The sequence below is a fragment of the Aestuarium zhoushanense genome, from assembly GCF_056431045.1.
In genome coordinates, this window is sequence record NZ_JBWKMA010000022.1 from 95,394 (window position 1) to 108,583 (window position 13,190).

The following is a 13,190-nucleotide window of genomic DNA, read 5'->3' on the forward strand; positions in this document are numbered from 1 at the left end:
GCGGGGGCAGAGCCCCCTCGCCCCTTTCCCCTCTTGACCAAAACTCTGCGCTCTGGCTCTGTAGCCATAATTTGATCAAAAGGAACGACCCATGGCACTTGAGGATGCAAAGAAACAAATCGACCTCGCTTTTACGCGCGAGGATCGTCGCGGTTTGGCCTTTGAAAACGCTTTTGGTGGCGCGCTCTCGTTCCTGCGCCGTCAGTATTCCAAGGACCTCACGGGTGTCGATATCGCCGTGACAGGGGTTCCGTTTGATCAGGCTGTGACGCACCGCACCGGCACGCGCTTTGGCCCTCGTGCGATCCGCGAGGCCTCCACCCTGCAGCCCTATGACCCGCCAATCGGTTGGGGCTTTGACCCGCTGGGAGAGTTTTCGATCATCGACTACGGCGATCTGGCGTTTGACTACGCCCATACGCCCAGCTTCCCCGCGCTATTGACCGACCATATTCGCACGATCCTCAACGCAAATGCAGCAAGCGTGACCTTGGGCGGCGATCATTCGATCACCCTCCCGATCCTCAAGGCCTATGCCGAAAAATACGGCCCGATGTCTGTGATCCAGTTCGACGCCCACTCTGATCTCTGGGCGGATGATGATTTCGACCGCATCGATCATGGCACCTTCATGTATAAAGCGGTCAAGCTCGGCTACGTGGACCCGAGCCGCTCTGTCCAAATCGGAATTCGAACGGTCTGTGATGACTATCTGGGTATGCACTACATCGACGCGCGGTCCGTCCACGAGATGGGCCTGCCGTGGGTCGTTGAGCGGACCAAGTCCATCGTCGGTGACAACCCGACCTATGTAACCTTTGACATCGACGCGCTGGACCCTGCCTTTGCACCGGGGACAGGCACGCCTGTTTGGGGCGGTCTTGCGTCGTGGCAAACTGCGGCACTCCTGCGGGATTTGGCGGGGATCAACATGGTTGGCGGCGACGTGGTTGAGGTCTCTCCGCCCTTTGACCACGGCAATATCACCGCCGTTGCGGGCGCCCATGTCGCGATGGAGCTTTGCTGCCTAAACCTCTGGAACAAAAGAAAATGAAGCTGCTGGTCGGTGTTATTGTCGCCCTTGTTTTGGGCTTTGCGGCTTATGTGCGCCTCGCGCCATTGGATGCACAACGTTGGCATCGGATGGCGGCCCCGCAACTACCTGCGGGCCGCTACCCAGAGGCGGGCGGGCTGACTGTCGCCACGGTCCTCAGCGACCCATCCCGCATCGACGCGCTCTTTGCCGCGATCACAGACACGCCCCGCACGGTTCAAATCGCAGGCTCTCGTGACGAGGCAATGATCACTTTCGTGACCCGCACCGCGCTCTGGGGTTTTCCCGATTATACCACGGTTCGCGTGATCAAACGGTCTACAGAGACGCCGGAATGGCACCTCCAAATCCACGGGCGGTTGCGGTTTGGGCGCTCTGATTTGGGCGTGAATGCAAAACGGATCGACGGTTGGCTCATGGCCGCAAGCATCAACCAGCCTTGACGCCGCGCGGCCTGTCAGCCATTGCAAAGCACATGATACCCAGTGACAAACTCGACCAAATTATCTCTCGCTTTCAGTTCCTAGAGGCCAAACTGAACGGCGGCGTTGAGCCGTCTCAGATCGCGGCCCTCTCAAAAGAGTATTCGGAGCTTGAGCCGGTTGTGAAAACCGTTTTGGGCTACCGCCAAATCGTTGCCGATATCGCCGAGGCAGAGCTGATGCTCAAAGACCCCGATATGCGCGAACTGGCCGAGGATGAGCTCCCCACCCTGCGCGAACAGCTAGAGACGGCCGAACAGGACGTGCGCCTTGCGCTGCTGCCCAAGGATGCAGCGGATGCGCGGCCTGCGATCCTCGAAATCCGTCCAGGGACTGGTGGCGATGAAGCCTCTCTTTTCGCGGGTGATCTGTTGCGGATGTATCAGCGCTATTGCGAGGACAAAGGCTGGAAGCTGGAAATCCTCGAACACCAAGAAACCGAATTGGGCGGCATTAAAGAGGTGATCGCGCGGATCGCCGGCGATGGCGTCTTTGCACGCATGAAATACGAATCCGGCGTGCACCGCGTGCAACGTGTGCCCGAGACAGAGAGCGGCGGACGTATCCACACCTCTGCCGCGACGGTCGCCGTTCTACCCGAAGCCGAAGACGTAGATATTCAGATCAACGCCAATGACATTCGCATTGATACGATGCGGTCGTCGGGTGCAGGCGGTCAGCACGTGAACACCACCGACTCTGCCGTTCGGATCACCCACATCCCCTCTGGCATCGTTGTCACCAGTTCCGAGAAATCGCAGCACCGCAACCGCGAGATCGCGATGCAGGTTCTGAAAACTCGACTCTTTGATATGGAGCGTCAAAAGCTCCACGATGAACGCTCTGCCAGCCGCAAATCGCAGGTGGGGTCTGGGGATCGTTCGGAACGCATTCGCACCTATAACTTCCCGCAGGGGCGGATGACGGATCACCGCATCAACCTGACGCTCTATTCGCTCGATAAGATCATGCAGGGCGATCTGGATGAAACAATTGATGCACTGATTGCCGATGCTCAAGCCACCCTCCTCGCGGAGATGGAAGGATGAACCAACCCACGGGATCGGTTCTGCTGGCCAAGGGCGTGCGACAATTGACCGATGCTGGTGTGCCTGATGCGCCCCGCGATGCGCGGCGCCTGCTGGCTCATGCGGTTGGGATTGAGGCTGGTCGACTGACGTTGATCTTGCCCGAACCTGTCACCCAAGAGGCAGAAGCGCGCTTTGCCGCTCTCTTGCAACGGCGGGCCGGTCGCGAACCAGTGTCGCATCTCTTGGGCTATCGTGAGTTTTACGGGCGTCGATTTAAAGTGACGCGGAACGTTCTCGACCCGCGGCCTGAAACCGAAATCCTGATTGAAGTCGCACTCCAAGATGCCTTTGCCAGCGTCATCGACCTTGGCACGGGATCGGGCTGTATCCTTCTGACGCTTCTCGCCGAAATGCCCGAAGCGCGGGGCGTAGGCACCGATCTGTCAGAGGACGCCTGCCGTGTGGCAGAGGATAACATGCACGCGCTGGACCTTGGTGAACGGGCCGCGATCCTGCGCACCTCTTGGGCGGATGGCATCGAAGGTCAGGTCAATCTGGTCGTATCGAACCCACCCTATATCGGGCTGGACGAAATGGACGGTCTATCGCCCGAAGTCCACGATCACGAACCACATATGGCGCTGACGGACGGCGGTGATGGCCTATCCGCCTACCGCGAGATCAGCCAACAGGCGGCGGGTCTATTGCGCGTTGGCGGTCGCCTAATCGTCGAAATCGGACCGACCCAAGCCGTCGCCGTAGCGCAAATGTTTGCAGACAACGGGTTTGAAAAGGTTCGGGTGATTCAGGACCTTGATGGACGGGATCGGGTCGTTTCGGGCGAATATCGCGGTTAATCCGCCTGTTCTGTGCAGAAAAGCACGCCTTTCGTCGGATTCAATGCATTTTAGACTTGTAACGTATCCAGTTTGAAGGGTAGTCACAGGACATCAGAAGACAGAAGGCTTCGGCCTCTCTCTGATATTCGCCTGAACATCTTTGGCATTTTGTCCCGTAGATGGGAAAGCCAAACGCAACGCATTTTCCGCTGCCCGAAAGCACGTTCATGAGATCTTCGAAATCACGGTCCCGCGGTAAGAACCGCAACAACAACCGTCCGTCTGGCGGTAACATCATTAACCGAGTGTTTGATAGCTCGGGTCCTGATGGAAAAGTGCGCGGGACACCGCAACAAATCATCGAGAAATACAACCAGCTGCACCGCGATGCGCAGTTGTCCGGCGACCGCGTCGCGGCAGAGAACTTTGCCCAGCACGCCGAACACTACCTTCGGATTTTGGCTGAAGCTCAGCGTGAGGTCGATAAGGCCCGCGAAGAGCAAGAAGAACAAAACCGTCAGCGTCAGGCGGAACGTGACCGCGAACGCGCGGATCGCCTGAAGGCTCAGGAAGAGCAAGCAGCTGGCGCAGGCGAACAGCCTGACGTGTCTGAGGATCGTCCTGAACGTCCACAGCGCGAAGACCGCCCGCACCGCGAGGCTCGCCGTCCGCGCCGCGAGGATGTGATCGAAACTCCGTCCGAGGACGAAGACGACAACGGTCTGGTTGAGACACCAGAAAGCAAAGCGCCAGAGGCGGAAGAGCCGAAAAAAGCGCCTCGTAAACCGCGTGCGCCGCGCAAACCCAAGGCAAAAGCTGACACGCCAAGCGATGACAGCCCCGCTGCGGCAGAGTAAACTGAAACCCGACCCGAAACGGTCGGGTTTTTTATTTGGTCTATTATGAAAATTGAACAGACTTCGGACGGTTTGAACCGCTGCTGGTGGTGCACTGCGACAGAGCAATACATCGCCTATCACGATGACGATTGGGGCGTTCCGACCGCCGATGACCGCACCCTCTTTGAAAAGATCACACTCGAATCGTTTCAGTCAGGACTGAGCTGGCGGACGATTTTGGAAAAACGCGATGGGTTCCGCCGTGGCTTTGCCAACTTCGACATTGCCACTATCGCGCAATTTGGCGAGGCAGATATTGAGCGTTTGTTGAATGACACTGGCATCGTTCGTCATCGTGGTAAGATCACAGCGACAATCAACAACGCCAATCGTGCGCTAGAGGCCATCGCCACCCACGGATCGCTCTCCACGTTCCTATGGTCGTTTGCCGATCCGAACGACCTCGGCTCTGGCACTGTGCAGCGCGGTACCTCACCCGCTGCAGAGGCGATGTCGAAAGCGATGAAAAAGCTCGGCTGGAAATTCGTCGGCCCCACCACGGCCTATGCGTTTATGCAGGCCACAGGCATGGTGAACGACCATGTTGAGGGCTGCCACCATCGTGCGATCTCAGCCGCGGCAATCGCGGGATTTACGCGTCCTTAATCGACCGAGCCAGCGCGCAGAATTGTTCCAGACTGACCTGCTCTGCGCGCTCTGTCGGCTGAATTCCTGCGGCGATTAGGTGATCTTCGATATTCGGGGCAACGCCCTTGAGCGAGGCACGCAACATTTTGCGACGCTGATTGAACCCAGCCGCCACGACACGCGATAGGGTCGCGGCATCCGCAGGGAAACGCGGTTCGGGCAATGCGGTCAGATGAACCACAGCCGACGACACTTTGGGCGGCGGCGTAAAGGCTTGCGGCGGCAGATCGAGCACGATTTTCGCGTCTGCCCGCCACTGGGCGAGGATGGCCAAACGGCCATAAGCCTTGCCCCCGGGTTGGGCGACGATGCGTTCGGCGACTTCCTTTTGGAACATCAGCGTCAGCGACTGCCAAAACGGCGGCCATTCTTTCGACGTCAGCCACCGCACCAAGAGTTCTGTCCCAACATTATAGGGCAGGTTCGCTGCGATTTTGATCGGCGGGGTGAGGTATTGCAGCGGATCAATTTCCAGCGCATCGCCGTTGATCACCTGCAAACGCCCGTCATAAGCGTCCGAGATTTCTTGCAAGGCAGGCAAGCAACGTTCGTCTTTTTCGATGGCGAGCACGCGGCGTGCGCCTTCGGCCAACAGACCGCGGGTCAATCCCCCCGGCCCCGGTCCGATTTCCAGAACATCCGCCCCACTCAGATCACCCGCCTGACGCGCGATTTTCGCAGTCAGATTCAGGTCGAGCAAAAAGTTCTGCCCCAGCGATTTCTTTGCCGAAAGCTGGTGCGTCGCGATCACCTCGCGCAGTGGGGGGAGTTCATCAATACGGGCCATAGGGGGTCCATGCGCGAAGTCGGGTCAACCGTCAAGCCTAGCGATCAATCGCGCGGCTGAGCGCGTTCCACAAGACGGGCCAAATAGCTGGCACCAATCGGTGCGGAACGGTCATCGAAATCATATGCGGGATGGTGAACACTTGCCGTGTCACCATTGCCGAGGAACAGATAGGCCCCCGGACGGTTTTCAAGGAAGAACGCAAAATCCTCTGCGCCCATTTCCTTGCCACCGTTTCCGTCCACCTTATCTGCGCCCACAATTTCAGAGGCGGTCGCGATGGCGAATTGGGTCGCCTCTGGATCGTTGATGGTGGGCGGGTAGTCGTCCATGTAGATCAGCTTTGCCTCAACGCCGTAAGCTATCGCCTGCCCTTGCACGATCTCTTGGAGCCGTTGTTTGACCATCGCCTGAACATCGCGCGAGAACGTCCGAACGGTGCCGTTAATGTAGGCCTGATCTGGAATGATGTTGTCGGCTGTGCCCGTGTGGATTTGCGACACCGACACGACCAGATCATCAAAGGGCGAACGACTACGGCTTACGATGGTTTGGATCGCTTGGGTAATGCCACAGGCCGCGACGATCGGATCGCGGGCCTCTTGGTGATAAGCGACGTGACCGCCCTTCCCTGTGATTTCCACGTCAAAAGCATCGACCGCGGCCATAATCGGACCAGAGGTCGTGTAAAATTCGCCCAGAGGCAGCCCAGGGAGCGTATGGATCGCGTAAATCTGACTGATGTCAAAACGGTCGAGCACGCCCTCTTTGACCATCACACCCGCGCCTCCGCCTGCTTCTTCGGCGGGTTGAAACACCAATGCCACGCGGCCTTTGAAATTACGTGTCTCGGCCAAATACCGTGCCGCGCCCAAGAGCATCGTCGTATGCCCATCATGCCCACACGCATGCATCCGCCCATCGATGGTCGAGGCATACTCAGCGCCCGAATGCTCTTGCATCGGCAGCGCGTCCATATCCGCCCGCAAACCAATAGTCGGCCCCTCGCCCTGCCCGTTGATGATCGCAATCACGCCAGAGGTCGCGATGCCTGTATGCACCTCATCCACACCGAATTCCCGCAGCCGTTCAACGACAAAGGCCGCCGTATTATGGCAATCGAACCCGATCTCTGGATGCATATGCAGGTGCCGACGCCACGCGGTCATATCGGTTTCGAATTCGGCAATGCGGTTTAGGACGGGCATGGGTGGACTCTCGCGCTTGGGTGGATACCTTGGCCACAGAACCCTAATTCAAGGACGCCTGCAATGGACCTCTCCGCTTCTGACGCCATCGTGCATTCCCCCGACGGAACAATGGAGCGGCTGTTAGAGATCATGCGCCGTCTGCGGCACCCCGAAAAAGGCTGCCCGTGGGACATCGAACAGGATTTCGCGACCATCGCGCCCTACACCATCGAAGAAGCCTATGAAGTGGCCGATGCGATCGAACGGGGCGCTTGGGACGAGTTGCGCAGCGAGTTGGGCGATCTGCTGTTCCAATCGGTGTTTCACGCGCAAATCGCCGAAGAAGCGGGTCACTTCAAATTTGAAGATGTTGCCAAAGCGATCAGTGACAAGATGGTCTCGCGCCATCCCCATGTCTTTGGGACCGAAGGCAATGATTTCAGCGCCGATACCCAAGTCGACCGCTGGGAAGAAGTCAAAGCCGCAGAGCGCGCTGCCAAATCCGAAACCCGCGTTTTGGATGGCGTTGCTGTGGGATTGCCTGCGCTGTTGCGTGCAGTAAAGTTGCAAAAACGCGCCGCACGGGTTGGGTTTGATTGGCCCTCTACCGATCAGGTGATCGACAAAATCATCGAAGAATCGCGCGAATTGGTCGAGGCCCGCGACACCCTGACACAAGACGAAGTCGAAGAGGAAATGGGCGATCTACTGTTCGTCGTGGCAAACCTTGCCCGCCACCTGAACGTCGACCCCGAAGCCGCCCTGCGCCGCACCAACGCGAAATTCATACGCCGTTTCAACGCTGTAGAAGACGCATTAATCGCCAAAGGCAGTAGTCCAGAACAGAGCAATCTCGAAGAAATGGACGCACTTTGGGACGCTGCGAAGCTAGCGGACCGCGAGGCGGAAAAAACCCGACTATAAAATTCAGGTATTGACCCGAGCGTTTTAGTCAGGTTTAACGACGGCAATTCAAACGCCGGAGTTTATCATGACTTTTCGTTCCCTCCTCCTCGCTTCTGTCGCAGGCGTCGCCGCCCTGCCCGCCGTTGCGGACGTCAACATCTACACCACGCGCCAACCTGAACTGATCCAGCCTGTGATGGATGCCTTCACCGCTGAAACAGGCATCAATGTGAACCTCGCGTTTGTGGACAGTGGTCTGGTTGAACGGCTCAAGGCAGAGGGCGCTCGTTCGCCCGCCGACCTCGTGATGACCGTCGACATTGCGAACCTCCAGCAGATCGTGGACGCAGATGTGATCCAACCTGTTGAAAGCGACATTCTGACCGCGTCGGTCCCTGCCGAACTGCGCAGCCCTGATAACCTCTGGTTCTCGCTCACCACCCGCGCCCGTATCGTCTATGCGAGCCAAGAGCGTGTGGCAGATGGTGAAGTGACCACCTACGAAGACCTCGCCGATCCGAAATGGGCAGGCCGTATCTGCACCCGTTCGGGCGTACACGACTACAACCTCGCCCTCCTGTCGGCTGTCATCGCCCACCACGGCGAAGAATACGCGCGCACTTGGGCCGAAGGTGTCAAAGCAAACCTCGCCCGCAAACCCGAAGGCAATGACCGCGCACAGGTTCGCGCGATCTGGGCTGGCGAATGCGACATCTCGCTCGGCAACACCTATTACATGGGCCAAATGCTTGCCGATCCGGAACAAACCGAATGGGCGAACTCTGTCCGCATCGTGTTCCCGACATTTGAGGGCGAAGGCACTCACATCAACGTCTCGGGCGTCGCGATGACCAAAGCCGCGCCGAACCACGACGAAGCCCTGCAACTGATGGAATTCCTCGTCTCCCCTGAGGCACAGGCCATCTACGCCGAGGCGAACAACGAATACCCAGTGCTCGACGGCGCGGCATTGTCAGATCTGGTGGCGAGCTGGGGGACGTTTGAGCACGACAAAATCGACCTGACCGAGGTTGCAGGCCACCGCGCAACCGCACTGCGGATCATGGAAGAAGTGAACTTCGACGGGTAAATCATGGGGGCTCTGCCCCCACACCCCCGGGATATTTCAGGCACAAAGGCATGGGCGGCGACGCCTATGCTTTTGAGGTCGTGACAGCCTGTCGCATGTCAAAATTATAATGTATATGTCACATGCAGATTATGACTGAACATGCACACAACCCCGAAAACTTTGGCACTATCGTAAAACCACTGCTTGGCCTTGTGGTTTTGCTGGTGTTGCTTGCCATCTCGATCAAGATTTTTGGTATCGCAGGACTGATGGTTCCCGTGCTCGCACTGGTCCCCACAGTCTACGTTATTTTGATCTGGATTTCCCTCGGCAAGTCCTAAGCTTCTGATTTTTCCATCAAAAGCATCCACTCTTCTTCGGCAGCGGCAAGCGCATCTTGTCGCTGCACGAGGGCCTCAGTCGCCTTTTGGAACTTCACTGGCTGTTTGGTGAACAGTTCGGGATCTGCCATCAATTCTTCGAGTTTCGCGATCTCTGCAGTGATCCTGTCGATCACAGCAGGCAGTTCTTCGAGGCGGTGTTTTTCGGTAAACGACAGACCGTTTTTCCGGGTATCCGATTTCGGTTTTTCTGCCGGCTTTGCGGTTTCAGTGGGTTTTGCTGACTCTTGAGCAACGGTGCCGCGTTGGTTCAAGTAGTCGGTCCAACCGCCTGCATAGACGGTGGCGTTCCCGTTGCCTTCCATCGCAATCGTCGTCGTCGCAACACGGTCGAGGAAATCGCGGTCGTGGCTGACGAGGATGACGGTGCCATCGTAATCGTCGAGGATTTCCTGCAAGAGATCGAGCGTCTCAATGTCCAAATCGTTCGTCGGTTCGTCGAGGACCAAAAGGTTCGACGGCTTCGCCATAAGTTTGGCTAGCAACAAACGCGCCTTTTCACCGCCCGATAGGGATTTTACAGGCGCACGGGCCTGCGCTTCGTTAAAGAGGAAATCTTTGAGATAGGCGACAACATGTTTGGGCACGCCGCGCACCATGACCTGATCCGCACGCCCACCGACACGCATTTCGGGATCACCCGTGAGGCTATCCCAGAGCGACATCTCTGGATCGAGTTGCGCACGCGTCTGGTCAAACACGGCAACCTCAAGGTTGGTGCCCAGCTTCACACGGCCGAAATCAGGATCGACTTGTCCCAGCATCATCTTGATCACGCTGGTTTTTCCGACCCCGTTGGGCCCGACAAAGGCAACACGATCGCCGCGTTGAATGGTGATCGTCAGGCCTTTCACGATTTGCTTATCGCCAAAGGACTTGGTCAGATCTTCAACCTCGATCACCTTTTTACCAGAGGTCGGCCCACTCTCGAGCGTGAGGGCCGCCGTCCCCTGCCGCTTGATCATCGAGGCCCGCTCTGCACGCAGATCCTGCAAGGCGCGCACACGCCCTTGGTTCCGCTTGCGGCGCGCAGAAATACCTTCGACCGCCCAACGCGCTTCGGCTTTGATCTTGCGATCCATCTTGTGCTTGGCGGTTTCTTCTTCGTCCCAAACCTTGTCGCGCCATGCCTCGAACCCGTCAAAGCCCGTCTCCTGACGACGCACTTCGCCGCGATCGATCCATAGGGTCGCTCGCGTTAGAGCCCGCAAGAACGCGCGGTCGTGGGAAATCAGAACATAGGCGGCCTTGGTCGACTTCAGTTCATTCTCCAACCATTGCACCGCCTCAATATCGAGGTGGTTGGTCGGTTCGTCCAAGAGCATCAATTCAGGCGCTTCAGCCATCAACTTGGCCAAGGCCGCGCGGCGGCGTTCACCACCTGATGCGGTCGCAACATCGCGGGACGGATCAAACTTGAGACCATCCGCAACCATCGCAACGCGGTAGGCTTCGCTCGGATCGAGGCCGCTGGCGGCATAATCGCCCAAGGTCGCATACCCCTCCATTGTGGGGTCCTGCTCCATATAGCCGACCGTGACACCCGGCGGCACAACGCGCATTCCATGGTCGGCTTCCACCAACCCAGCCATCACTTTCATCAGCGTCGATTTACCCGACCCATTGCGCCCAACCAGCGCAACGCGATCGCCGCCCTGCACAACAGCAGAGAGGTCTGAAAATACGGGGTCCCCACCAAAGGTTAGGGAAATGTCGGATAACTGAAGTAAAGGTGCGCGTGCCATGTGGTGCAGCTAATCTGCCCCATCAAAACACGCAAGGGCTCGCCTGCCTTTGTGCTGTAAATATCCCGGGGGTCTGGGGGCAGAGCCCCCAGCGTGTTAGCCCCGCAAACGCGATTCCAATGCCGATTTCACCGAAGTCGGCACGAATTTCGATACATCACCATTCAAACGGCAAATCTCTTTGACCAGCTTCGAGGCGATGGCTTGGTTTTTCGCGTCGGCCATCAGGAATACGGTCTCAATGCTGTTATCGAGCGAGCGGTTCATCCCGACCATTTGGAATTCGTATTCAAAATCAGCTACCGCGCGCAGTCCGCGGATGATGACATTTGCGCCAACATCGCGGGCACAATCGATCAACAGATTCTCAAACGGATGCGCAACAATTTCAGTGCCCGTCGAAGCCGCAATAGACGCAACTTCAGAGCGGATCATCGCAACGCGTTCTTCTAGGTTGAACAGTGGTCCCTTATCGCGGTTGATCGCAACGCCAATGACCAGACGATCTACCAGTGAACAGGCACGGCGTATGATGTCGATGTGGCCGTTTGTGATTGGATCAAACGTGCCGGGATAAAGGCCAATACGCATCTGGTGCCCCTCTTTGGTTCATTGCCCGCACGCAACAATATTGCGCACGGGAATGCAAGGGTACTTATCGTCCCATCACCATGCCTTCGAGCGCATCTTTTTCCATCGCGAGTTCTGATAGGCGCGCTTTGACCACGTCGCCAATCGAAATCAGGCCGATGAGTTTGCCATCAGACATCACAGGAAGGTGGCGGAAACGGCCATCTGTCATGATCTGAAGCACCTGATCCGCAGTCACATCGATGGTCGTTGTGATCAGTTTTTTCGTCATCAGAGCGTCAATCGACCCCGACAGGATTTCTACGCCCTGCTTGCCCATTTCACGAACGATATCACGTTCGGACAGGATGCCAGTTGGGACTTCGCCGTCGTGCGACACCACAATCGTACCAATCCGATTGTCAGACATGATCTGCACGGCTTTGGACACAGGTTCGCTTGGGGCTAGCCAATAAATGCCAGTTTTTTCTTTGGAATTCAGAATGTTCTGTACGAGCATGGCTGGTCCTCCTCAACTGCCGATACTTACAGCGTCATCGCAATACCCCCCACCTGTCAAGCGGCCTGAGCTTCCAAACGTGCAATTTCAGCCCGCATGCCTGCCAAAAGGGCTTCGGCAAATCGGTTCAAGCGATCGGATTTGCGGTCAGACAAGTGGCGCACCAAATAGAAACTGCGCAGCAACGACAGTTCATTCATCAAAACACGGGTCAATTCAGGCGCACAAGGGAGCGCGAAATCATGCACGATCCCTACCCCACCATGACGGAGCATCTGTAACTGCACAGCAACAGAGTTCGATGCCATCTGCACGCCATCCCGCGACAATGTGCCCAAGTAATCCAACTCCTTGTCAAAGATCATGTCGGGGATATAGCCAACGACGGGCACACCATGCAGATCAGCCATCGTTGTGGGCATCCCGCTGTCCTGCCGCATCGCAAGGTGGAGTCTGTAATCGCTGATCTTTTGAACCGTCAGGCGCCCTGCATCGGGGGGCGACACGGTGATGGCCATATCAGCTTCGCGTTTGGAGAGGTTCACAACACGCGGCAGGGCGAGGATTTGCACCTCTAGCCCCGGATTTTCGGCCTGAATAGCCGCGCAGACTTGGGGCAGCAGAAAGTTTGCGCAGCCGTCAGGCGCACCGATGCGCACTTGTCCAGACAGACCTTTATCGACCGCCTGCCCTTCATCCATCGCGAGCGACAAAGCCGTTTCTGCCTGCGCCGCATGATCGCGCATCCGCAATCCCTGTTCAGTCAATGCGTAGCCTTGGGGTGACTTCACAAAAAGCGGTGCGCCGACGGTTTCCTCGAGCCGCGTGATCCGACGGCCAACGGTCGCAGGGTCCATTTTCAAAAGCGGTGCAGCCGCAGATAGGCTCTCCGCCCGCGCCACGGCCAAAAACACCCGCATGTCATCCCAGTTCATCGACCACACCTTTGCATTTTTGCAAAACGATTTTGACAAACCTTCTCTTTTACCGATCAAAACGCAAGACTATTCTAGCGCCAATTCAGATCAGACCCCTTAGGGAGGATA

Annotated in this window: 15 protein-coding genes; 9 read left to right on the plus strand and 6 right to left on the minus strand. The window is 57.3% G+C overall.

The window, feature by feature from the left end; genetic code table 11:
• The first annotated feature begins 91 nt into the window (after window positions 1-91).
• The 6 genes from speB to AC07ED_RS07970 all read left to right on the plus strand — a co-directional run bounded on the left by speB (window position 92) and on the right by AC07ED_RS07970 (window position 4,911).
• Window positions 92-1,054 (plus strand): agmatinase, encoded by a 963-nt coding sequence (gene speB / locus AC07ED_RS07945; RefSeq protein WP_105235313.1) that lies wholly within the window; start codon window positions 92-94, stop codon window positions 1,052-1,054.
• Window positions 1,051-1,497, plus strand: coding sequence for a DUF1499 domain-containing protein (locus AC07ED_RS07950; protein ID WP_105235314.1), 447 nt, complete (start codon window positions 1,051-1,053; stop codon window positions 1,495-1,497). The genes speB and AC07ED_RS07950 overlap by 4 nt, the downstream gene beginning before the upstream one ends.
• A 32-nt stretch (window positions 1,498-1,529) precedes the next feature.
• The gene (prfA, locus tag AC07ED_RS07955; RefSeq protein WP_105236365.1) at window positions 1,530-2,585 is read left to right on the plus strand and encodes a peptide chain release factor 1; all 1,056 of its coding nucleotides are present in this window, start codon (window positions 1,530-1,532) and stop codon (window positions 2,583-2,585) included.
• Window positions 2,582-3,424, plus strand: a complete 843-nt coding sequence (gene prmC, locus AC07ED_RS07960) for a peptide chain release factor N(5)-glutamine methyltransferase (RefSeq protein WP_105235315.1) — start codon at window positions 2,582-2,584, stop codon at window positions 3,422-3,424. Before prfA ends, prmC begins: the two co-directional genes overlap by 4 nt.
• Window positions 3,425-3,633: 209 nt before the next feature.
• Entirely contained in the window at window positions 3,634-4,263 is a 630-nt protein-coding gene (locus tag AC07ED_RS07965) for a DUF4167 domain-containing protein (protein WP_105235316.1), read from the plus strand.
• Window positions 4,264-4,308: 45 nt separating this feature from the next.
• Window positions 4,309-4,911, plus strand: a complete 603-nt coding sequence (locus AC07ED_RS07970) for a DNA-3-methyladenine glycosylase I (protein WP_105235317.1) — start codon at window positions 4,309-4,311, stop codon at window positions 4,909-4,911.
• On the opposite strand, the gene rsmA is transcribed toward AC07ED_RS07970, so the two are convergent.
• Window positions 4,898-5,740, minus strand: coding sequence for a 16S rRNA (adenine(1518)-N(6)/adenine(1519)-N(6))-dimethyltransferase RsmA (gene rsmA / locus AC07ED_RS07975; RefSeq protein ID WP_105235318.1), 843 nt, complete (start codon window positions 5,738-5,740; stop codon window positions 4,898-4,900). The two genes, AC07ED_RS07970 and rsmA, sit on opposite strands and share 14 nt — an antisense overlap.
• A 44-nt stretch (window positions 5,741-5,784) precedes the next feature.
• Window positions 5,785-6,948, minus strand: a complete 1,164-nt coding sequence (locus AC07ED_RS07980; RefSeq protein ID WP_105235319.1) for a M20 aminoacylase family protein — start codon at window positions 6,946-6,948, stop codon at window positions 5,785-5,787.
• Window positions 6,949-7,011: 63 nt separating this feature from the next.
• Between AC07ED_RS07980 and mazG the strand changes: the two genes are divergently transcribed.
• The 3 genes from mazG to AC07ED_RS07995 all read left to right on the plus strand — a co-directional run bounded on the left by mazG (window position 7,012) and on the right by AC07ED_RS07995 (window position 9,249).
• A complete protein-coding gene (gene mazG, locus AC07ED_RS07985; protein WP_105235320.1) occupies window positions 7,012-7,854 on the plus strand; it encodes a nucleoside triphosphate pyrophosphohydrolase in 843 nt (280 codons plus the stop codon).
• Between the two features lie 67 nt (window positions 7,855-7,921).
• Complete coding sequence (locus AC07ED_RS07990) at window positions 7,922-8,926, plus strand: Fe(3+) ABC transporter substrate-binding protein (RefSeq protein ID WP_105235321.1); 1,005 nt, start codon at window positions 7,922-7,924, stop codon at window positions 8,924-8,926.
• 131 nt (window positions 8,927-9,057) lie between these two features.
• A complete protein-coding gene (locus AC07ED_RS07995; RefSeq protein WP_158664526.1) occupies window positions 9,058-9,249 on the plus strand; it encodes a hypothetical protein in 192 nt (63 codons plus the stop codon).
• Here the strand turns inward: AC07ED_RS07995 and AC07ED_RS08000 are convergent.
• The 4 genes from AC07ED_RS08000 to AC07ED_RS08015 all read right to left on the minus strand — a co-directional run bounded on the left by AC07ED_RS08000 (window position 9,246) and on the right by AC07ED_RS08015 (window position 13,079).
• Window positions 9,246-11,054: an ABC-F family ATP-binding cassette domain-containing protein gene (locus AC07ED_RS08000; protein WP_105235323.1), complete on the minus strand. Its 1,809-nt coding sequence runs from the start codon at window positions 11,052-11,054 to the stop codon at window positions 9,246-9,248. The genes AC07ED_RS07995 and AC07ED_RS08000 overlap by 4 nt on opposite strands.
• A gap of 96 nt (window positions 11,055-11,150) precedes the next feature.
• Window positions 11,151-11,645 carry a pantetheine-phosphate adenylyltransferase gene (coaD, locus tag AC07ED_RS08005; RefSeq protein WP_067549002.1) on the minus strand — a complete coding sequence of 165 codons (495 nt, stop codon included), beginning with the start codon at window positions 11,643-11,645 and terminating at the stop codon, window positions 11,151-11,153.
• Between the two features lie 64 nt (window positions 11,646-11,709).
• Window positions 11,710-12,144 (minus strand): CBS domain-containing protein, encoded by a 435-nt coding sequence (locus AC07ED_RS08010; protein WP_105235324.1) that lies wholly within the window; start codon window positions 12,142-12,144, stop codon window positions 11,710-11,712.
• A 56-nt stretch (window positions 12,145-12,200) separates the two neighbouring features.
• Window positions 12,201-13,079: a LysR family transcriptional regulator gene (locus AC07ED_RS08015; RefSeq protein WP_105235325.1), complete on the minus strand. Its 879-nt coding sequence runs from the start codon at window positions 13,077-13,079 to the stop codon at window positions 12,201-12,203.
• Window positions 13,080-13,190 lie beyond the last annotated feature (111 nt).

Coding starts and splice junctions, on each gene's coding strand:
- AC07ED_RS07995 (WP_158664526.1), top strand. CDS start 9,058: ATGACTGAACATGCACACAACCCCGAAAACTTTGGCACTATCGTAAAA.
- prmC (WP_105235315.1), top strand. CDS start 2,582: ATGAACCAACCCACGGGATCGGTTCTGCTGGCCAAGGGCGTGCGACAA.
- coaD (WP_067549002.1), bottom strand. CDS start 11,645: ATGCGTATTGGCCTTTATCCCGGCACGTTTGATCCAATCACAAACGGC.
- speB (WP_105235313.1), top strand. CDS start 92: ATGGCACTTGAGGATGCAAAGAAACAAATCGACCTCGCTTTTACGCGC.
- AC07ED_RS08000 (WP_105235323.1), bottom strand. CDS start 11,054: ATGGCACGCGCACCTTTACTTCAGTTATCCGACATTTCCCTAACCTTT.
- rsmA (WP_105235318.1), bottom strand. CDS start 5,740: ATGGCCCGTATTGATGAACTCCCCCCACTGCGCGAGGTGATCGCGACG.
- AC07ED_RS07970 (WP_105235317.1), top strand. CDS start 4,309: ATGAAAATTGAACAGACTTCGGACGGTTTGAACCGCTGCTGGTGGTGC.
- AC07ED_RS07990 (WP_105235321.1), top strand. CDS start 7,922: ATGACTTTTCGTTCCCTCCTCCTCGCTTCTGTCGCAGGCGTCGCCGCC.
- prfA (WP_105236365.1), top strand. CDS start 1,530: ATGATACCCAGTGACAAACTCGACCAAATTATCTCTCGCTTTCAGTTC.
- AC07ED_RS07965 (WP_105235316.1), top strand. CDS start 3,634: ATGAGATCTTCGAAATCACGGTCCCGCGGTAAGAACCGCAACAACAAC.
- AC07ED_RS07980 (WP_105235319.1), bottom strand. CDS start 6,948: ATGCCCGTCCTAAACCGCATTGCCGAATTCGAAACCGATATGACCGCG.
- AC07ED_RS08015 (WP_105235325.1), bottom strand. CDS start 13,079: ATGAACTGGGATGACATGCGGGTGTTTTTGGCCGTGGCGCGGGCGGAG.
- mazG (WP_105235320.1), top strand. CDS start 7,012: ATGGACCTCTCCGCTTCTGACGCCATCGTGCATTCCCCCGACGGAACA.
- AC07ED_RS08010 (WP_105235324.1), bottom strand. CDS start 12,144: ATGCTCGTACAGAACATTCTGAATTCCAAAGAAAAAACTGGCATTTAT.
- AC07ED_RS07950 (WP_105235314.1), top strand. CDS start 1,051: ATGAAGCTGCTGGTCGGTGTTATTGTCGCCCTTGTTTTGGGCTTTGCG.